At 65.0% G+C, this 19655-nt stretch carries 16 protein-coding genes and 2 pseudogenes; 11 read left to right on the top strand and 7 right to left on the bottom strand.

All coding sequences use genetic code 11. The features are described 5' to 3' along the window. Positions 1-41: 41 nt before the first annotated feature. From QFZ70_RS15880 to QFZ70_RS15895, 4 genes and pseudogenes are all read right to left on the bottom strand, one after another. On the bottom strand, positions 42-893 hold the full coding sequence (locus QFZ70_RS15880) for a class II fructose-bisphosphate aldolase (protein ID WP_307096970.1): 852 nt from the start codon (positions 891-893) through the stop codon (positions 42-44). After that, the gene (locus tag QFZ70_RS15885; RefSeq protein ID WP_307096971.1) at positions 893-2311 is read right to left on the bottom strand and encodes a GntP family transporter; all 1419 of its coding nucleotides are present in this window, start codon (positions 2309-2311) and stop codon (positions 893-895) included. The genes QFZ70_RS15880 and QFZ70_RS15885 overlap by 1 nt, the downstream gene beginning before the upstream one ends. Positions 2312-2416: 105 nt before the next feature. Next, positions 2417-3317, bottom strand: a pseudogene (locus QFZ70_RS15890) (NAD(P)-dependent oxidoreductase). 120 nt (positions 3318-3437) lie between these two features. Further along, positions 3438-4928, bottom strand: a complete 1491-nt coding sequence (locus QFZ70_RS15895) for a four-carbon acid sugar kinase family protein (protein ID WP_307096973.1) — start codon at positions 4926-4928, stop codon at positions 3438-3440. Positions 4929-5087: 159 nt separating this feature from the next. Between QFZ70_RS15895 and QFZ70_RS15900 the strand changes: the two genes are divergently transcribed. Then, the gene (locus tag QFZ70_RS15900; protein WP_307097908.1) at positions 5088-5792 is read left to right on the top strand and encodes a FadR/GntR family transcriptional regulator; all 705 of its coding nucleotides are present in this window, start codon (positions 5088-5090) and stop codon (positions 5790-5792) included. 105 nt (positions 5793-5897) lie between these two features. Next, positions 5898-6110, top strand: coding sequence for a dodecin (locus QFZ70_RS15905; protein WP_307096974.1), 213 nt, complete (start codon positions 5898-5900; stop codon positions 6108-6110). Positions 6111-6181: 71 nt separating this feature from the next. Here the strand turns inward: QFZ70_RS15905 and QFZ70_RS15910 are convergent, their stop codons facing one another. Together QFZ70_RS15910 and QFZ70_RS15915 are read right to left on the bottom strand one after the other, a co-directional pair. Continuing rightward, positions 6182-6400: a hypothetical protein gene (locus tag QFZ70_RS15910; RefSeq protein WP_307096976.1), complete on the bottom strand. Its 219-nt coding sequence runs from the start codon at positions 6398-6400 to the stop codon at positions 6182-6184. Positions 6401-6535: 135 nt separating this feature from the next. Further along, positions 6536-7456 (bottom strand): helix-turn-helix domain-containing protein, encoded by a 921-nt coding sequence (locus QFZ70_RS15915; protein WP_307096978.1) that lies wholly within the window; start codon positions 7454-7456, stop codon positions 6536-6538. Positions 7457-7662: 206 nt separating this feature from the next. Here QFZ70_RS15915 and QFZ70_RS15920 point away from each other — a divergent pair, with 206 nt between their 5' ends. The 8 genes and pseudogenes from QFZ70_RS15920 to QFZ70_RS15955 all read left to right on the top strand — a co-directional run bounded on the left by QFZ70_RS15920 (position 7663) and on the right by QFZ70_RS15955 (position 17200). After that, positions 7663-8484: an aldo/keto reductase gene (locus tag QFZ70_RS15920; RefSeq protein WP_307096980.1), complete on the top strand. Its 822-nt coding sequence runs from the start codon at positions 7663-7665 to the stop codon at positions 8482-8484. Between the two features lie 23 nt (positions 8485-8507). Further along, entirely contained in the window at positions 8508-9479 is a 972-nt protein-coding gene (locus QFZ70_RS15925) for an aldo/keto reductase (protein ID WP_307096982.1), read from the top strand. Continuing rightward, positions 9473-10502 (top strand): annotated as a pseudogene (locus QFZ70_RS15930) (SDR family oxidoreductase). The gene QFZ70_RS15925 and the pseudogene QFZ70_RS15930 overlap by 7 nt, the downstream one beginning before the upstream one ends. 212 nt (positions 10503-10714) lie before the next feature. Beyond that, positions 10715-13267, top strand: coding sequence for a rhamnogalacturonan lyase (locus QFZ70_RS15935; RefSeq protein WP_307096984.1), 2553 nt, complete (start codon positions 10715-10717; stop codon positions 13265-13267). 32 nt (positions 13268-13299) lie between these two features. Further along, positions 13300-14133, top strand: coding sequence for an aldo/keto reductase (locus QFZ70_RS15940; protein ID WP_307096986.1), 834 nt, complete (start codon positions 13300-13302; stop codon positions 14131-14133). A gap of 133 nt (positions 14134-14266) precedes the next feature. After that, on the top strand, positions 14267-14533 hold the full coding sequence (locus QFZ70_RS15945; protein ID WP_307096988.1) for a GlsB/YeaQ/YmgE family stress response membrane protein: 267 nt from the start codon (positions 14267-14269) through the stop codon (positions 14531-14533). Between the two features lie 114 nt (positions 14534-14647). After that, the gene (locus QFZ70_RS15950) at positions 14648-15073 is read left to right on the top strand and encodes a YtxH domain-containing protein (RefSeq protein WP_307096990.1); all 426 of its coding nucleotides are present in this window, start codon (positions 14648-14650) and stop codon (positions 15071-15073) included. 219 nt (positions 15074-15292) lie between these two features. Continuing rightward, on the top strand, positions 15293-17200 hold the full coding sequence (locus QFZ70_RS15955) for an HNH endonuclease signature motif containing protein (RefSeq protein WP_307096992.1): 1908 nt from the start codon (positions 15293-15295) through the stop codon (positions 17198-17200). 73 nt (positions 17201-17273) lie between these two features. Here the strand turns inward: QFZ70_RS15955 and QFZ70_RS15960 are convergent, their stop codons facing one another. Beyond that, positions 17274-18101, bottom strand: a complete 828-nt coding sequence (locus QFZ70_RS15960) for a putative protein N(5)-glutamine methyltransferase (RefSeq protein WP_307096994.1) — start codon at positions 18099-18101, stop codon at positions 17274-17276. Between the two features lie 189 nt (positions 18102-18290). Here QFZ70_RS15960 and QFZ70_RS15965 point away from each other — a divergent pair, with 189 nt between their 5' ends. Beyond that, positions 18291-19358, top strand: a complete 1068-nt coding sequence (locus QFZ70_RS15965; protein WP_307096996.1) for a beta-propeller fold lactonase family protein — start codon at positions 18291-18293, stop codon at positions 19356-19358. Positions 19359-19655: the final 297 nt, after the last annotated feature.

A 19655-nucleotide genomic window follows, 5' to 3' on the forward strand; every position in this document is an offset into this window, starting at 1 on the left:
AGGATCATGGTTAATCCTGGCCCCCCTCTTTCAAGAGCACGTCAGCGCGTGAGCGTTGCCAGCGCTGTGGTTGCGAAGCTGCCCGCGGACTGGTTCCAGTGGCCCAAAAGGCCCTGGAGGTTCTCGCCGTCGGACCGGTGCCCCGGCAACTGCTCCTCCAAGGTTGCGAGCACGCCAGTGCGGAGCTCAGTGTTGAAGTTGACCTTGCCAACGTTCATGGAGGCAGCCTTCACCAGCTCCTCCGCAGGGATCCCGGACGCTCCGTGGAGCACCAGCGGGATGTGGGTCCGCACCGCGATGTCCTGCAGGACGTCCCAGCGCAGCTGCGGCTCCCCCTTGTACTTGCCGTGGACGTTCCCGACGGCGACCGCCAGTAGTTCGGCGCCGGTGCGGGACACAAAGTCCTCCACCTGGGCCGAATCCGTCAGCCCCGCCACGGCTACGCCGGATTGGTCCGCGCCAAAGGCGCGGTCCTCATCCCCGGCGAGGCCGCCCAGCTCGGCTTCCAGCACCACGGTGGGTCCCAGCAGCTCACGGGCCGCCCGGACCAGTGCAATGTTGTCCTCGTAAGGAAGGGACGAACCGTCGGCGAGGACGGAATCCGCCCCTGCCGCGACGGCGTCGGACATTACCTGGAGGTCACTGGCGTGGTCCAGCTGCACAGCCACGGGCACGGCGGCTGCGTCGGCGAGGCCGCGGAGTGCTCCGATAAGGCGCAGGCCGTTGGACGTGGCGGCCGTCTTGGGGGTCACCAGCAGGATAACTCCGCGGCCGGATTCCTCAGCGGCAGCCACCACGGCCAGCGCAGTGGTGAAGTCGTAGCAGGTGAAGGCCGGGACGGCGCAGCCCTGCTGGAGGGCGGAGGTGACCAGGTGGTCGAGTCGGGTGCGCATCAGACGCCCAGGCCCCCGGTCAGAACCCAGACCAGGAACGTCAGGGCAAACCCTGCCAGGCCCAGGATGGTGGTGAGCACCGTCCAGGTCTTGAGTCCGTCCGCCACCGAGAGGCCGAGAAAGCGGGTCACGATCCAGAAGCCGGAGTCATTTACGTGGCTGAGGCCAAGCGCCCCGAAGCCCATGGCCACCAGAATGAGTGCTGTCTGGAAGGGTGAGAAGCCGCCGTCCGCCACCGAGGCTGCCAGCAGGCCGGAAGTGGTGATGATGGCCACCGTTGCGGACCCCTGGGATGCGCGGAGGATGGCCGCAAGGACGAAGGCCATCACGATGACGGGGAGGCCTGCAGTCTGCAGGCCTTCGGCGAGGGCCTTCCCGATGCCCGATACGGTGAGCACCTTGCCAAAAACGCCGCCGGCGCCGGTAACCAGAATCACGATCGCAGTGGGGGCCAGTGCGGAGTCCATGACCTCGCCGGTGTGCTGGGAGGACCAGCCGCGGCGAATGCCCAGGAAGTAGTACGCCAAACCCAGTGCCGTGAGGAGCGCAATCAGCGGGGCGCCGATGAAGGCGGCCAGCTGGGAAGCGAAACTGTCCTTGGGCAGGATGACCGCACCGACAGTTCCCACCATGATCATGAGGATCGGAAGGACAATCAGGGTGATGATCATTGCCGGGCTGGGAGCTGTCTTGACCTCGCTCTTGACGGCGACGGTGGAAGTGCCGTGGGCAGCCTCCTGCTCGACCTGCGAAGTGCCGGTGCCAAAGAGACGGAACTGCTCAGCGGTGGCCGGCAGCATGGGGAAGTCGCGGCGGTTCAGCCGGCGGGCAACGAAGTAGCCCAGAACGCCTACGGGAATGCAGAGGGCTAGGCCGATGATGGTAGTCCAGCCGATGTCGGCTCCGAGGATTCCGGCCCCGCCAACGACGCCGGGGTGCGGCGGGACAACAACGTGGATGGCCAGCATGATGCCGCCAACGGGCAGGCCGATCTTGACCGGGTTGACGCCCGCGGCTTTTGCGAAGCCGTAGATGATGGGGATCAGGATAATGAATCCAACGTCAAAGAAGACCGGGATGGCCAGCAGGAAGGCTGCAGAGGTCAAGGCGGCGATGACCCGGCGGGGGCCGAGCAGCTGGGTAAATTTGCCGGCCAGTGCCTGTGCACCACCGGAAATCTCGATCATTTTGCCGAGCATGGCGCCCAGGCCAACAAGGATGGCTACGGATCCCAGGGTACCGCCCATGCCTTCAGTAACGGTCTTGATGACATCCGGCAGCGGTATGCCTGCCACCAGGGCAACTGCCACGCTGACCACGAGCAGGGCGAGGAAGGCGGGGATCTTGAACTTAATGACGGCCACCAGCAGCAGGGCGACGCCCGCCACTGCTATGGCCAGGAGAGCTAGTGCGCTCATCGTGTGTCTCCTTTGACATCGCTAGTTAAGCCTAGCGAACTGGATGGATACGACGACGGCGGAGGGGGGACCGCCGTCGTCGGGCTTTGGATAGGGTGGAAGGGGCTACTTGGTGCGCTTGGTGGGGGCAACCACCTTGATGACGGCGGAGTCATCGGCGGCGGCGAGGCCTTGGGCCTGGCCCAGCAGGTAAAGCTGCTCGGCGGCGGCGGCAACCGGGGCTGCCAGGCCGGCGGCGCGGGTGGCCTTGCCCACGATGCCCATGTCCTTGACGAAAATGTCCAGGCGGGACAGGACCTCGGCGCCTTCCTCGTTGTACGCCTCGAGGGATGCGCGGGCCGCGGTTGGACAGCATGAAAGAACCGGCGGCGCCGGCTTCGAGGGCCGCGAGGGTCTTGGCCTGGTCAAGGCCCAGCGCATCGGCGAGGGCCATGGCTTCTGCGGCGGCGGCGATGTGGACGCCGCACAGCAGCTGGTTGACGGTCTTCAGGGCCTGGCCGTCGCCGGGCTTGTCGCCCACCACGGTGAGGGTGGAGGCGAGCAGTTCCAGCGCGGGGGCTGCCTTTTCGCGGGCTTCCGGCGAAGCGCCGACGACGATCAGCAGGTCGCCTTCGCCGGCGCGCTTGGGGCCGCCGGACAGCGGGGCGTCAACGAGTTCGACGCCGTATTCCGCCAGCTTGGCCACGGTGGCGGGGATGGCTTCGGTGCCCACGGTGCTGCCGAGGATAACGACGGCGCCCGGCTCCAGCACGGAGGCCACGCCGTTCCCGCCGAAGAGGACGTCGTTGAGCTGTTCGCCGTTGCGGACGGCCAGGAGCACGGCGTCGGCGCCCTTTGCTGCTTCCCGGGCCGAGGCGTACGTGGTGATGCCGGCTTCTTCTGCCAGCTTCAGGCGGGGCTCGGCGATGTCGAAGCCGTGGACGGTCAGCTGCGAGGCCATCCGGGTGGCCATGGGCAGGCCCATGGCGCCGAGGCCCAGGACGGTGACGGTGTAGTTGCTGGTCATGGTGTTCTCCATTGGATTGAATAGGGGCCACGCTCGCCGGGTTCCCTGGCCGTGGAGCCGCACCGGTGAGGGCCCCGACCCGAGCTTGCGAGGGTTGGGAACCGGTGGGGACTTGCGAGGTTAGGGGGCGAGTGGGGAGGTGTTGCTGAGTTTGCGGGTGACGTCGGCAAGGGACTGGTCATCACCCACGTTGCCGGCGAAGACGATGTACGGGATGCCCTTGGCAGGCCCGTCCACCGGCTCCAAGAGCGAGACGATGCCCGGCAGCATGGGGCCGCGGACAATGGCATGGCGGATTTCCAAACCGTGGGCAGCCACATCGGAGGAGGTGATGCCGCCCTTGGCGATGACGAACCGCGGCGGGAAGGTCTTCAGGGTGCGGTTCACCACGGCGACGACGGCGGCGGAGACGGTTCGAGCGATCCGCAGGCTTTCGGCGGGGTCGTCCGTCTTGATCAGCAGCCGGCTGGTGTGGACGATGACGTCGCCGCCGCGGAGGGCTTCGACGACGGTGTCCACTGTCTGGTCCAGGTGTGCGTCAGCGTCAGCGCCGAGGAGCTTTTCGACGTCGATCTCGACGATGCGGGCGGCGCTGTGTTCCGCGGTGAGGACGTTCAGCTGCCGGGTGGTAACCCCTACGTGGGAGCCCACCACGATCAGGCCGCCGGCTTCCGACGGGGTGTTGCCCTCGAAGGCCTCCTCGGCTGTCAGCGGGGTGCGGATTTCCTGACCGATGCGGCCGCGGACGAACGGCGGACCCACACGGTAGAGGAGCTTCTTGCCGCGGCGTTCGGCTTCCTCCAGGCCAAGGGCAAGGGCCCGGAAGTCGTTCTCCGTCACGATGTCCGCCACGATAGGCGTGGAGTCCGTGGCCGCGTCGATAGCGTCGGCGATGGCCTTCGCAGAAACTGCGGCGTCCTGTGCAGCTGCGCCGGCACGGATGATGGTGAGGTCCAGGACGATGACCGAATCCGCGGCGAAGCGGCCCTGGGACTTCTCCTCAACGTAGTCGGCCATCACGGAGGTAGCGAAGCCGAAGGTGGCGTCCCTGGCGAACTCAGTATCGGACACCGGCGTCAGCGTGCCGGCTGCGTCACCGGTTCCCCGCATGTAGTGGACGCCGCCGATGGTGACGCGCCCGGCGTCGGGGAAGGCAGGCACCAGCACTACGCCGTCGGTCTTTTCTCCGCTGACGTCCGCAACCGTGGCGGCGATGACGTCCGGCTCCAGCGGGTAGTGGCCGCGGAGGGTGGAATCGCTGCGGCTGACGAAGCCGAGGCGCAGTTCCTCAGGGGAGCCCGCGGCAGCGAGGGCGTTGCGGACCACTTCTTCATTACGGGCGGCGGCCTCTGCCGGGTCCAGGCTGCGGGTGTTGGTGAGGACGTAAACGGCGGGCTTGGACTGGGCGAAGGCCCAGATGAAGTCCTCCACGTCCCAGCGGGTGAGCACGGGCAAATCTGCCACGGACTGCGTACCGGTGGGGTCGTCGTCGAGCACTACCAGGACACGCCGGGTCTCCGCGTTGGAGGCAGCCAAGGTACTGGCCACCAGTTCGGCGGGAATCCGGACCTCGGCCGGGTAAGCGACCAGAACGTCTGCTTCAAGCGTCACAGTGCACTCCGTTGTGTATGGATCCGGGGGAAGATCTTGGTGTAAAGGTAGCTGTAAGATGTCTGACATCTTGCATTTGAAAGCTAGTGTGGCACAGGACATAAGGACGCGCAAGTAGACTTGTCTGACATATCCGGCAGGGCATCGATGGGGGCAGCAATGGCAAGGAAGTCGCTGGTAGGCCAGGTGGCCGATGAGCTTCTGGACCGCATCATTGCCGGCGAATTTCCGCCCGGCGCCCTCGTTCCCGGAGAGCACGAACTCAGCGCCAGGCACGACGTCAGCCGGATGACCGTCCGCGAAGCGATGAAAACCCTGCAGGCGCAGCAGATCCTCAGCGTGGAGCGCGGCCGCGGTACGTTCGTGAACCCGCTCAACCGGTGGGCCTCGCTCGAAGCCGTGCTGCGCGCCGCTTCCGAAGGCAAAAACGAGGCAGAGGCTTCGGTCCAGCTCATCGAGCTCCGCCGCATGCTGGAGACCGGGGCCTGCGAACTCGCGGCAGGACGGATCAGTGATGCGGACGTCCGGAAACTCTTCGGGCATGTGGCGGCCATGCGGGCCGCCCACGGGGTCAACGACGTGGCCGCGTTCGTGGAAGCGGACCTGGCCTTTCACGACCTGATCCTGCACGCCTCGGAAAACGTCTTTGTGGCCGTACTGTTCGAGCCGCTGCACCGGGTGCTGGAGAAGCGGCGCACCGAAACCTCGGCGGTGCGTGAAATCCAGGAGCACGCAATCGGGCATCACCAAAACATCGCCGAGGCGCTGGAATCCCGTGATGCTTCGCGCTCGCGGGAAGCCATGGACGCGCACATGCAGCAGACCCTCGACGACCTCAAGAACCTGGTGCTTGAAGCAAAGTAGCGGCTGCCCGCCACGGCCCGGGGGCTGGCCAACGTTCTTGAAGTGCTACTAGGCTTCAGGGACGGCCCGCAACCGGGAGCCCCAAGGCAATCACGAGGAGCGAAGTTGTCCAACCACACGTACAGCATTTCTGAAATTGTCGGCACGTCGGATCAGGGAGTGGACGACGCCGTCCGGAACGGAATCGCCAAGGCATCCCAGACCCTCCGCAACCTTGACTGGTTTGAAGTCAAGGAAATCAGGGGCCACCTGGAAGAGGGCAAAGTCGCTGACTGGCAGGTCACCATCAAGCTCGGTTTCCGGCTGGAAGAACACTAAACCAACGCCAACTGGCCCGCAGTTAACGTCGCCAAGGACGTTAACTGCGGGCCAGTTTGGTTTAACCGGAGCTAATTGGCCGAGACAGCGCCTGTGGTGCGCCGCCGCCAGACGGTGGGAACGCCGTCGAACGCCGGGAATACGTGGCCTTCGAAGAAGGACAGCACGGTGTGCGGGTCGAGGTCGGGGCTCCACAGGCCGGAGGCCGGGCAGTGCGAGCCGGTGGCGGTAGAGGGAGCGCCGGAAGCGGCAGAAGCCTGGCGTTCCTTCAGCAGTGCGATGCGTTTCATCGTTGAGACCATCCTTGGGGTGAGAACTTGTTCCTCCAGCCTAGGAAGGCTGCCCCGCGTCCCCAATGGGCTCCTGGCCAGAATCAGGCCAGGCTGCTGGCCAAATGTACAGCGGTTGCCGCCGGCGGCAGGGTGTTACTCCGCGTCCTCGGCAGCGGCTACGGAAGCATCGGCCACAAACGTACGCTGCTGCCCCTGCGCGGCTGCAGTTTTGGAGAGCCCCGCGCCAAGGCTGCCCAGCAAGGCCAGGGCATCGGACGACGACGACCCGGGCCGGGCGGAATAGACCCTGAGCATCTGGTCGGGATCGTCCGGAAGGGCAAAGTTCTCAAAGTTCAGTTCGAGGTCCCCCACGGCGGGATGGTGCAGACGGACAGTCCCGGCCGCCCGGGTTGCCACCCGGTGCCCCGCCCACCACTGACGGAAATGGTCGCTGTTGACCGCCAGTTCACCCACCAGCTGGTTGGCCTGCGCGTCGTTCGGGTGCTTGCCGACATCCAGGCGGAGCGCGCCGGCAGCCTCAGCGGCCACCGTCTTCCAGTCCCGGAACAGCTCCCGGGCTGCCGGGTCGAGGATGAGCCACCGGGTGAGGTTCCTTTCCGCCACTGGAAGCGCCGGGAAGTCCTCGAAGAGCAGGAACGCCAAGCGGTTTCCGGCCAGGACGTCACTGCGGCGGCCGAGCACCATGGCGGGAACATCGCCCACTGCCTCAAGGAGGTGGCGCAAGGCCGGGCGGACGCCTTGCGCTGCTTGCCCGGCCGACCGTGGCGTGGCGGCGCAGTGTTCCAAAAGATCCATCATGTGCGCGTGCTCGCTGCTGCTGAGGCGGAGCGCCCGGGACACCGCGTCCAGGACCGTGCGCGAGGGATGGATGTTCCGGCCCTGTTCCAGGCGGACGTAGTAGTCCGTGCTGACCCCCGCCAGCCTTGCGACCTCCTCGCGCCGAAGGCCGGGGACCCTGCGGGCGCCGGTGGCGGGACCTGCGCCGGCGTCCTCAGGACTTAGCCGGGACCGCATGGCTTTAAGGAATTTTCCGAACTCGGCGCTTTGACCCATGCAGACCATTGTGACCCGCGCTGTCCCTGCCGTCCTACAACGAAGGTAGGACTGGGAGTCCTAGGAAAAATAAGATCAGCCTTGCTTACTGACAGACCCGGGAAAAGTGCATAGGCTCAAATGCAGAGCCAGCGGAAACCGCTTTCTCAGGTCGAGCCCACGGCACCCCCGCAACTTTTGCCCCGCGTCATAACAAGGAGCCACCCATGTCAGAGCTGACACTCAACAACGGCGTCACCATTCCCCAGCTTGGTTTTGGTGTTTTCCAGGTACCGCCGGAAGACACCCAGCGGACTGTGGAGGACGCCTTTGAGGCCGGATACCGCCACATTGACACCGCTGCCGCCTACCGCAACGAGGCCGGTGTGGGGGCCGCCATCGCGGCCACCGGTATCCCGCGCGAGGACATCTTCGTCACCACGAAGCTCCGGAACGGCGAGCAGGACCGGGCGCAGGAAGCATTCCAGAACAGCCGCAAAGCACTCGGTTTGGATTACGTGGATCTCTACCTCATCCACTGGCCCGTCCCGTCGCAGGGCTTGTACGTTCAGGCCTGGAAGGAGATGGAACGGCTGTACGAGAACAACCAGATTCGCGCGATCGGCGTCTCCAACTTCCTCGCCGAGCACTTGGATGACCTCCTGGAATCCGCCGAAATCGTCCCGGCCGTGAACCAGATCGAGCTGCACCCCAGCTACCAGCAGGCGGAACTGGCGGAGAAATGCCGGAACCTGGGCATCGCAGTGGAGGCCTACAGCCCGCTGGGCCGGGGCGCCGACCTGAACGGAAATGCAGTTACCAGCATCGCCAATGCCCACAACGCCACCACCGCCCAGGTGGTGCTCGCCTGGCAGCTGGCCGCCGGCAACATCGTTATCCCCAAGTCCAGCCAGGCTGCCCGGATCCGCGAGAACTTCGCCGCTTCAGCCCTCACCCTTTCCGACGACGAGATTTCGGCCATCACGGCACTCGAGTCCGGAGCGCGCCAGGGGTCCGATCCCGCCGTCGCGTCCTTCACACAGCTGTAAGAACCAAACCAAAGGACTTCACAATGCAGTACACCCAACTGGGCCGCTCCGGCCTGAAAGTCTCCCGGCTCTGCCTGGGCACCATGAACTTTGGTCCCCAGACCGAGGAAGTCGAAGCCCACAGCATCATGGACTCCGCGCATGACCAGGGCATCAATTTCTTTGATACCGCCAACGTGTACGGCGGAGCCGGCCACCGGGGCTGGACCGAGGAAATCATTGGCCGCTGGTTCGCCAAGGGCGGCGAGCGCCGGGAGCACACCGTGCTGGCCACCAAGCTCTACGGGACCATGACGGACCGTCCCAACGAATCCAAGCTCTCCGCGCTGAACATCCGGCGCGCACTGGATGCGAGCCTTAAGCGCCTGCAGACGGACTACATCGACATCTACCAGTTCCACCACATTGACCGGAACACCCCGTGGGACGAGATCTGGCAGGCCGTCGAGGTGGCGGTCCAGCAGGGCAAGATCCTGTACTCGGGAAGCAGCAACTTTGCCGGCTGGCATATTGCCCAGGCGCAGGAGGCTGCGCGCAAGCGCAACTACACCGGCCTGGTCAGCGAGCAGTCCATCTACAACCTGTTCACGCGCCAGGTGGAGCTGGAAGTGATTCCCGCGGCCCAGCAGTACGGGCTGGGGCTCATTCCCTGGTCCCCGCTGCAGGGCGGACTCCTGGGCGGCGTGCTGAAGAAGGAGCGGCAGGGCGTCCGGCGGACTGAGGGCCGGGCTGCCGAAACCCTCAAGAAGCACCAGGACCAGATCCAGCAGTACGAGGACCTTGCCGATGACCTGGGCCAGGAGCCCGGCGACATCGCCCTCGCCTGGCTGTTGCACCAGCCCGCCGTTACGGCACCAATCGTGGGGCCGCGGACCAAGGAACAGCTCGATGCCGCCATCCGGGCTTTGGACGTCACGCTCGACGCCGATGCGCTCAAGCGGCTCGACGGCATCTTCCCCGGACACCGGACGGCGCCGGAAGACTACGCGTGGTGAACCCACTCGTAAATTCTGCGGATGCGGTGGCGCCGAGGAGCATCCTTTTCATTGGCGGCACCGGGGTCATCAGCGCGACGGCGGCACAACGCGCCGTCGCAGTGGGCCACCGGCTGACAATTCTCAACCGGGGCCGGTCCACCAGGCCGGTCCCGGACGGGAGTGGCGACCTTGCACGCGGACGTCCGGGACGTCTCCGCGGTCCAGGAGGCGCTGGCAGGGCGGGAGTTCGACGCCGTCGCGGACTTCATCACGTACAAGCCCGAGCAGGCCAAGGCAAGCATTGATCTGTTTGCCGGCCGCACGGGACAGTACGTGTTCATCAGTTCCGCGTCGGCGTACCAGAAACCGCCCACGCGGCTGCCCATCCTGGAGTCCACACCATTGAAAAACCCGTTCTGGCAGTACTCGCGGGACAAAATTGCCTGTGAGGACCTGTTCTACGAGGCGTACCGGGAGCAGGACTTCCCGCTCACAGTAGTGCGCCCGTCGCACACCTACGACCGCACCAAGATCGCCATGGTGGGCGGATGGACGGACATCCACCGGATGCGCGCCGGGCTGCCGGTCATGGTGCACGGCGACGGAACGTCCCTCTGGACACTCACCCACAGCAGGGATTTCGCCAAGGCTTTTGTCGGGCTGCTGGGCCGGCCCCAGGCCGTGGGCGAGAGCTACACCATCACCTCGGACGAGTACCTGCCCTGGAACCAGATCTACCAACTGTTTGCCCGCGCAGCCGGTGTGTCGGAGCCGGAACTGGTACACGTCGCCTCCGAAACCATCGCGGCCCACAGTGACGAACTTGGGCCGAACCTGCTGGGCGACCGCTCCCACTCGGTGGTTTTCGACAACACCAAGATCAAGTCCTTGGTGCCGGACTACTGCGCCAGCATTCCGTTTGCCGACGGAGCACGGGAAATCGTGAACTGGTACGACGCAAACCCCGGGCTGCAGGTGGTCAACCAGCAGTTCATGGACCTGAGCGACCGGCTGACCGAATGGGCCCGCCGGGGAGCGTAATCCTGCCGGCACGCCGCGTAGCTTGATTCGCCAAGCCTCCGGCGTGCCTGCTGGCCTCATCACCGCGGATTTGCCAGACGCAGGTGGGGCCAAAATCTACAACGTTCTAAATAACCTCTTTCCAACGCTGCCGCAAGGCTTGTTTTACCTGCACCGCACCACTAAGTTACTGGGGAAGCGTTTTCCCGTTCTCCAATTGAAAGGATTCACTGATGAATCCGAGCAAGCACTCCGCCCGCCTTTTTTCAGCAGGCGCACTGGGTATTGCCCTCTCCCTCGGCTGCCTCTCCGCCCCGGCCACCGCCGGCGAACATTCCCCCAAGCCCGGCGCCCCGGGCGTCCAGCTGGACCACCTGGACCGCGGCCTGGTGGCCGCAAAGACGTCGGAAGGGGTATTCCTGAGCTGGCGCCTCCTCGGCCATGAAGCCACCGGATCCTCCGCCACCGGCCTGACCGGCACGGACTTCAACGTCTACCGGGACGGCGAAAAACTGGCAACGGTCACGGACAGCACCAACTACCAGGACACCACCGGAACCGCAGCCTCTGAATACCAGGTGCGGGCCGTCGTCGGCGGCGTTGAACTGGACCGCAGCGCAACCACTACAGCCTGGGGCGGCAACTTCAAGGACATCCCGCTCAAGAAACCAGCCGACGGCGTGACCCCGGTGGGCCAGGCGTACACATACGCGGCAAGCGATGCCTCCGTTGGAGATGTGGACGGCGACGGCCAGTACGAATTCGTCGTCAAATGGGAACCGAACAACTCCAAGGACGTCTCCCAGGTCGGCTATACCGGCAACACCTACGTAGACACCTACAAGGCGGACGGCACCCTCCTCCACCGGATCGACCTCGGCGTAAACATCCGCTCCGGCGCCCACTACACCCAGCTTCTGGTCAACGACTTCGACGGCGACGGCCGCGCGGAGATGATGATGAAGACGGCCCCGGGAACCAAGAGCACCAACTTCAACGCCGACGGCAGCGTAGCTTCTGAAAGATTCATCTCCCTGCTGCAGTCGGACATCCAGGCCGGCTACTCAAACTCGGACGACTACCGCATGAGCGCCGCGGACTACCACCAGCACATGGTGAAGACGTTCCAGGGCTGGACCGAGCACCCTGAAGTGAAGGCCGGCAACTGGCCCGCCACGCTGGAGGAAGCATTCGGTATCGAGCCGAAGTACCAATACCCGCTGTCCCAAACGGACGCCGAGGCGCTGACGGACTACTTCATGGACGACTACGCCCCGTCGCGCAGTGCGCGGAACAACCTGCGGGCCTTCGAAGGCTTTATTGTCTCCGGTCCGGAGTACCTCACCGTCTTCGAGGGCGCTTCAGGCAAGGAATTGAAGACTGTCGCCTACGAGCCCGGAAGGCACGACGACGGCCTTATGTGGGGCGATTACGCCATGGCCCGCATCGAACCGGGCAACCGCGTGGACCGGTTCCTCGCCGGCGTCGCCTACCTGGACGGCAAAAAGCCGGCAGCTGTGTTCGCCCGCGGCTACTACACCCGCAGCACGCTGGCTGCCTACACCTGGGACGGATCCAACCTCTCCCCTGTGTGGAACGTCGATTCCGGCTGGACGCCCATGACAAACCCGTTCAACGACGGCCCGCACGGGCGGAACGGCACCGACCCGGAGTTCGGAACGCTCACCACGCAGGGCTTCCACTCCCTCAGCGCCTCGGACGTGGACGGCGACGGCAAACAGGAGGTCGTTTACGGCTCCGCCACAATCGACGACGACGGGTCGCTGCTTTACAGCTCCTTCGACACCATGCCGGCCGGCAGCGCAATACCCGGTGAGGAAGCCCGGCTGGGCCACGGCGACGCCATTCATGTCACCGATATTGATCCCGCACGTCCGGGCAAGGAAATCTTCAGCGTGCACGAGGGCGGCGCCTATGCGCCCTACGGTTACGCCATGCGGGACGCCGAAACCGGCGACGTACTTTTCGGTGCCTACTCGGGCAAGGACACCGGCCGCGGCATGATCGGCGACGTCGATCCCGCCGTTCCCGGCATCGAGAACTGGGCCATCGGCATGCAATCGGCCGACGGCGACAAGCTCTCCACCAAAAGCCCCGGCACCAACATGAACATCAAGTGGGCCGCGGACATGACCACACAGATCGTCAACGGGTCCGGAAACGAAACCCCCACCATCGACGACTGGAAGCGCGGCCGGCTCCTCGCTGCCACGGACACCCGGACCAACAACGGCACCAAGGGCAACCCCAGCTTGGTGGCGGACGTGATGGGTGACTGGCGGGAAGAACTTCTGGTGAGGACCGCGGACAGCTCAGCCCTGCGGATGTACCTCAGCACCGAAGTGACCAATCACAAGCTCTACACACTGATGCATGACCCGCAGTACCGTGCAGAAGTGGCGCGGCAGAACACCTCCTACAACCAGCCGGCCTACACGGACTTCTACCTCGCCTCCGACATGGACTTCGCCCATGTGCCCCTGCGCGCCGCGTGGCTCCCGGGCAGCGTGAAGGCGCTGCAGCATGTGCTGGAAGACCTGGTCGAATCAGGTGACGTGGCGGGGCCGGTAGGCAGCCAGCTGACCGCGGGCATCCGGCAGGCCGCTAAAGCGGTTGAGGACGGCGACGCCGCCAAGGCGGCGCAGGCACTGCAGCGTTTCGTGGACTTCCTGGACCAGCAGAAGGGCCCGGACAAGGTATCGGACACCGCACGCGTGGCCCTTGCCTACAACGCCGAAAACATTCTGCGGGCGTTTGGGGGCTAGGACAGCCACGTCGTAAAGGAGAGACTGTTGCAATGACACTTGCACCGCTGATCAAACTCAATGACGGTTACTCCATCCCGCAGGTGGGCCTCGGCACCTGGCCGCTGGACGACGATCAGGCGGCGACCGCCGTCGTACAAGCCCTGGAAGCCGGGTACCGGCATATCGATACTGCCGTGAAATACGGCAACGAACAGGGCGTGGGCAACGGTCTCCGGGCCAGCGGCGTGGACCGGAGTGAGGTGTTTATCACCACCAAGGTTGACGGCCAGTTCCAGGGCAGCGACCGTGCTGTTGAAGGGCTGGATGGCTCGCTGAAGCGGTTGGGGCTGGATTACGTGGACCTGTTCCTGGTCCATTGGCCGCTGCCCCAGCGCGATGAGTATGTCTCCACCTGGAAGACCTTCGAGCGGCTGCAGGCGGAAGGCAAGGTCCGTTCCATCGGTGTTTCCAATTTCAAGCCGGCCCACCTGGAGCGGCTGATGGCGGAGACGGACGTGGTGCCGGCGGTGAACCAGATCCAGCTGAGCCCTGCTATCACACGAACTGCCGAGCGTGAATTTCATGACCGACACGGGATTGTGACCCAGTCCTACAGCCCGCTGGGAGGGGATGGGGCAGGTCTTTTGAGCGCCCCCATCCTGTCCCGGCTGGGGGAAAAGTATGGCAAAACCCCCGGCCAACTGGCCCTTCGGTGGCTCGTCCAGAACAGAATTGTAACGATTCCGAAAACTTCCAATCCGGAGCGGATGCGGGAAAACCTGGACATCTTTGATTTCGCCTTGGACCCGCAGGATCTAGCGGAATTAGCCATCCTTGATGAGGGTCCGGACGCGGGCAACGATTCGGACGTCACAGGCCACTGAATCGGCCCTGAAATGCGGTTCTCGTTAGAAACGGGGTTGGCAAATAGATAGTAAGCATGATTACTATTGAGGCAGAAGGATGAAGTGCTTCCGGGATCCGGAGGCCTCCTTTACTTAGGAAGAGGAACAAAAAATGGGATTCATTGCATTTCTAATTCTCGGACTTATTGCTGGTGCGATCGCTAAGGCGATCCTCCCGGGCCACCAGGGTGGCGGCTGGATCATCACCCTCGTCCTGGGCGTCGTTGGAGCACTCCTCGGCGGCTGGATCGGCGGAATGCTCTTCGGCTCCGGACTGCAGGAGTTCTTCTCCCTGCAGACGTGGCTGCTGGCCATTGGCGGCGCGCTTATCGTGCTGCTGGTGTACGGCATGATCACCAAGCGCGGTGCGCGTCGCTAATTTAGCGCGCTAGCCAGGAAACCGGCCTGGGGACAACATCCCCGGGCCGGTTTTCCTATCTCCCGGCCTCTCCGGCCGGGAAACTGAAACCTTCTCACGGAGCAGGAGTTCATCATGAAAAACAAACTTCTTTTGGGCATCGGAATCGCCACCGGGTACGTTCTCGGATCCCGTTCCGGCCGGGCAGCCTATGACAAACTCAAGGCACGCGCTGCCGGCATCTGGGACAGCAAGCCTGTCCAGGACAAGGTGTCCGTGGCTACGGAGGCCATTAAGGAAAAGGCTCCCGAAGTTGCCGATCAGCTGACCGAAGCGGCCCGCCGCGCAGGCACCGTCATCGGCTCCGCAATGCACCGGGACGGCTCGTCCGGGGACAGCAAGTCCACGTCCTATGGCGCTACTACAACAGGTGCTGCTGCCGGCACGGCCGGGACTGCCGGGGATTCGGGCCCTGACAGTGGCCACATCCCTGCACACAGCACCCATCCCGAGACGCTCAATCTGGATACCTCCAGTGGCGAACCGGAGTCCAAAGCGTAGCTATACCGGCTGCTCACGACGTGCGGCACCCTTGCGACAAGAGGCCGCAGCGTTGATGTGCTACAACTGGATGGCTTTGCTGGCCGTCGCGATCCTTGGGGGACGCGGCGGCCAGCGGCGTCCCCGCGGACAGTGCGACCCGACTGCCCGTTTATCCACATAGCGACTTCTGCACGCACTTTTGTCGGGGGTCTTTGGCAGAGTTGTCCTATGGAGGCCATGGGGGATCAGCGTGCGGAGTTCGGCGGTTCCACTGCCGTGCTGACGCGGGCTGAAACCAGTCCCGCACATGGCCCTGGAGCGTACGACGACGGCGCTCGCCCCAGTTCCGGCCCTCGCCTTCGCGTCGGTCCCGCCACGCCCACACCTCGCGAAGTTGAGTCTGCCGAAGCTGTGCCGGCTGAAGCTGAGACCCTCGCCCCGGCTACCGGGCCGCGTGCCGGTGCCGGTGCCCCGGTCAGCCTGGCGGATATTGGCCGGCTCCTGGCTGTTGCCGCTGCTGCTGCCCCTGGTTTGCTGGCTTCGGCTGACTACGTGGAGGCCGCTGATTTCGCCGGGCAGGTTGAGGACCTCTCCCGGGGTGTGGAGTACCTGCAGGTCCTGGCCGCCGGCGCCGTGGACCGGACCCGAACAGGGGCCATCGCCGCCGCGGACGCCGCCCGGGCCGGCCGCTCCCGCACGGGCAAGGGCTGGGTCACCGGCTGGGACAACGGCGTGGAAACCCTGAACGAAACAGACGCAGCCTGGCCCAGTGAAGCACCTGCCGGCCCTGGCGGGACTGCGACGGCCGGTCGTGACCGGGTCATCACCTCCCCGGCCGATGACGGGTGCGCCAGCACCGCCGAGTTCCTCCGCCAACGGCTGCGTATAAGCAAGAGTGAAGCCCACCGCCGTCTGGCCTTCGCCGCGGACATCCTCCCCGCGACCACGCTCACCGGCGACACCATCCCGGCCCCGCGCGAACACCTCGCCGCCGCCCTCACCCCGACACCCGCCACAAACCCCGACGACACCGCCCCAAACTCTGACCCTGACACCGAGGACACGGCAGCCGCCTGCCCGGTCGTGTCATCCCGTGCCGGGACCATCATCAGCCTGACCCTGAACCGGCTTCAACACCTCACCACCCCGGAGAAACTCGCGCTGATCGAGGAGAACCTCACCACCACCGCCGCGACAACGGACCCGGACTTCCTCACCCGCGTCGCCCGCCGCTGGGCCGACACCATCGACGCCGACGGCACCGAACCCAGCGAAGAAGCCCTCCGCCACACCCAGGGCGCGTTCATCCGCAAACCCCGCCACGGCCTGCACCACCTCGAAATCTTCGCCACCACCGACCAGTACGAACACCTCCTCACCGTCATGAACACCACCACCAACCCCCGCACCACACCCACCAGCACCAGCACCGCGACTGGCACCGGCACCGGCACCGGCACCGGCACTGGACATGACGGTTGGGCTCACGGCGACCCTGACCTGGACCGCCGCACCCGGCCACAGAAACAACTCGACGGCCTCATCGGCGCCGCCAAGGTTGCCCTCGCCACCAACGCCCTGCCCGGCACCGGCGGCAACCGACCCCAAATCATCGCCACCATCAACTACCAGGACCTCCTCCCCCACCCCGACAACAACCCACCCGGCACCGGCACCGGCAAGGGCACAGGCAAGGGCACCGGCACCGGCACGGGGAACTTCGTCTTCACCGGACCCGCCGCCCCAGCGACCCTCCGCAAAATCGCCTGCGACGCCGACATCATCCCCGCCATCCTCGGCACCCACGGCGAACTACTCGACCTCGGCCGCAAAAACCGGCTCTTCACCCCCACCCAACGCCTCGCCCTCACCGCCCGCGACCAAGGCTGCACCTTCCCCCACTGCACCATCCCCGCCCCCTGGTGCGAAGCCCACCACATCACCTACTGGTCCCACGGCGGCCCCACCACCATCAACAACGGCGCACTCCTCTGCACCGGCCACCACCACCTGATCCACAAAGACCAATGGACCATCACCACCATCAACGGCACCCCCTGGTACACACCCCCAAAACACATCGACCCCCACCAAAAACCCCAACAAAACACCTACTTCAAACCACCCCCACCACCCCGGGAATGATGGTGTGACCACAACCGGGCTGCCCGCAACGACTTTTCCAGTGCCGTTGGTTAGAGATACCGAAGGTGGTGAGTCACCAGCACTGTGGGCTGCCTACCACCACAGTGCCGTCCAGCTCTTCAGAGTGGACAATCCGTGCGGCAAGTCCCGCAGCAGCCATAAGGGCCGCAGTTCCGGCGGCCTGGCGTTCGCTGGTCTCGATGACAAGGTAGCCGTTGGCATCCAACCACTCCGGGGCTTCACGAATGACGCGACGATGGAGGTTCAATCCGTCGGCTCCGCCATCCAGACAACGCGGCGGCTCGTGGATTCTGGCTTCGGGCGGCATTGTCGGCAGCACGGCAGTAGGCACGTAGGGAGCGTTCACCACGATGAGCTGTACTTGCTTCTTGAGCCGGGCGGGAAGGGCTGCATATAAGTCCCCTTGGTGGACGTGGCCGCCTACGGCTGCCAGGTTCCTTCGGGCGCACTCCACCGCAATTGGGTCGATATCGGCCGAGTGAAGTTCCCCCACGGATCCATGGGAGACTACTGCGACGCCCACGGCCCCGGATCCGCAGCATAGATCCACAAGGGTGCCGGATGCCGGCAAGTCAGCAGCCCCCACCACTTCCCGCAGCAGGGAAGCGGCTTGCGAAACAAGCAATTCGGTGCGGCGCCGCGGCACAAAAACACCTTGGTCCACGGCTATGCGAAGTCCACAGAACTCCGCCCAGCCAACGATCCATTCGAGCGGCTCGCCGGAAATCCGGCGTTCCACCCACTCGTAAAGCTCAGCGGCACCACAAGCTTCGGACAAGAGCACCTGTGCTTCATCTTCGGCGAACACGCAGCCGGCTGCCCTCAGCAGGGGCACAAGGTCGGCAAAACCGGGAGAAGCAAGTGATTCAGGAGCCGGCATAAAAAAGGCCTTTCGGTGATCCGGTGTGGCACTTCGCCCGTTACCAGGCTGGAAGGCCCGAACGGAACTACGAGGGACTGCCCGAGATCGATGAAGCAGGAGTTCGAGCTCACCCCTTTGCAACCGCTGGAAGCCAATGCTAATCGGCAATTCCCCGGTTTTGGGGGCTTTTCTTGGCAGGATGGACCTATGACTTCCGCTGCCCCGCACCCACTGATCTGGACCGGCACCTACACGCCCGACGGCGGCGGACGCGCGGAGGGAATCGGCGCACTGTCCGCACAACCTGACGGCTCGCTCGAATGGTTGGGCACGGCGGCCAAGACTGATTCGCCGTCGTTCGTTGCCATCCACCCCACCGTGCCCGTGGTGTATGCAGTGGCCGAGCAACGCAAGATGGTCCGGGCCTTTCGGCGCACGGGTGCTCATGGGCTGGAGCCTCTCGGCGATCCGCAACCCTCGGGAGAAGCCACCTGCCACGTGGCGGTGGACCCGCAGGGCCGCTTCCTCACCGCCGCATGCTGGGGCGACGGCCAGGTCCTGCTTTACGAACTGGATCCCGACGGGGGCATCACTGCACGGTTTCCCGCGCTGCCATCGGTAGACCCGCACGCCAGCCAGACTCCGGGTGAGCCCCGGCAGAGCCGCGCCCACGCGAGCCTGATGCTGCAGGACGGGCGCATCATGACGACGGACCTGGGCCACGACACCCTCCGGATCTGGGAGTACGTGCCCGGGTCGGGCCTGATTGCCGACCATGAGGTGGCCCTCCCCTTCGGGTCCGGTCCACGCCACTTGGTACAGCACGCCAGCGGAAACGTCTTTGTGGTTTCCGAATACTCGATTGAGGTCTTCGTCGTCAGGCCGGAAGCCGGTACGTTCGAGCTTGTTTTCCGGGGACCGGCCACTTCCGGTGGCAGCCTGCCGGACGACTCAGCTGCGGAAATCAGCCTCGGTGAAGGGGGCAGGCACGTGTACGTGGGCGTGCGCGGCTCCAACCTGGTAAGCGTGCTGGAGGTCGGAGCCGCCGGCACGGAACTCGTGCCGGCCGGGGACTTCCCCAGCGGAGGGGACTGGCCGCGGCATCACCTGGTCAGTGGCCGGTGGCTGCACGTGGCCCACGAGCGGTCGGACAACATAGCAACGTTTGAGCTGGACCCCGTCACGGGCCTACCCGGCCCGGTGGTTCACAACCTTGAAACGCCCTCCCCCACAGCCTTGGTCCCCGGAGGATACGCCCCGGCACACGCCCTATAGGCATTCGGACCCGCCGAACAAGGCCACCAAATAACGGACAGGCACCTTTCCCAAACGCTGGAGTTATTCGGTGCAAGAGCTTACAGTTGTGACTTGGTTCACAGGGCTGCCCTAGCTGGGTTGCAGACCGGGCAGCCTCACCGAACCCTTGCCCCGGCAAGCCTGCACAGCAGCGCCGCTACCAGGAAAGGTCTCCTGCCTTGAAATTCCGCACCCTCGCCAGCGCTTCCCCAAGCGATCGAAAAGGCGTGAAAATACACGGCACGAGAAGCTCCGGAAGAGATCCCGGAACAAACA

This window comes from Arthrobacter sp. V1I9, from assembly GCF_030817075.1.
GTDB lineage: Bacteria > Actinomycetota > Actinomycetes > Actinomycetales > Micrococcaceae > Arthrobacter.